Annotated in this window: 1 protein-coding gene; it reads left to right on the top strand. The window is 35.6% G+C overall.

What is annotated here, in order from left to right; all coding sequences use genetic code 11:
* Positions 1-144: 144 nt before the first annotated feature.
* On the top strand, positions 145-559 hold a 415-nt coding region (locus tag H3S73_RS13555; protein ID WP_198248922.1), incomplete at its 3' end, for a DUF6708 domain-containing protein.

Below are 559 nucleotides of genomic sequence, written 5' to 3'. Positions count from 1 at the left end.
GGGGTATAAACATTATCCTAAAGACTTAGCAAAATTTAAACCAGTAGATAAAGACGATGACTTAACCAATCTTCGTTTTGGTAATGATCCCTTATTGAAATAGGACGCACTCTTGGTCAAATTAATCGTACTTTAGAGATGGTGGTGAAATTAGTTGGATGTGGAGGTGCTTTGTTTATTCTTTATGTGGGAATATCGTTATTTCAAAATCCTGCATACAGTAGCACATCATTTTCTTTAGTATTTATTCTATTTTCTTTGCTTTTATTTATTTTTTGTCTAATGCAATTAGCAAAAGTCGTTATTTGGCCAGCAGATTACCCAGTGCGTTTTAACCGTAAAACCGGCAAAGTCTATGTGTACGAGCCAATGTTAAGTAAACGCCTTTATTATTTTCCCTTAAGGGAGATAAGAAAGCTTTATAAACCTGTTATAAAAGTCTATGACTGGCAATCAATTGACGGAATGGTTTCACGTCACGGCTTCTTTTTTCAGCAGGAGATTTTTGCGGCAGTGATCGACCGACAAACCGATACCCTGATAGATTACTTTAGCTTAT

Source organism: Gilliamella sp. B14384G12, assembly GCF_016101825.1.
Lineage (GTDB): Bacteria > Pseudomonadota > Gammaproteobacteria > Enterobacterales > Orbaceae > Gilliamella > Gilliamella apicola_N.
This window is presented reverse-complemented; position numbering and strand designations above follow the sequence as displayed.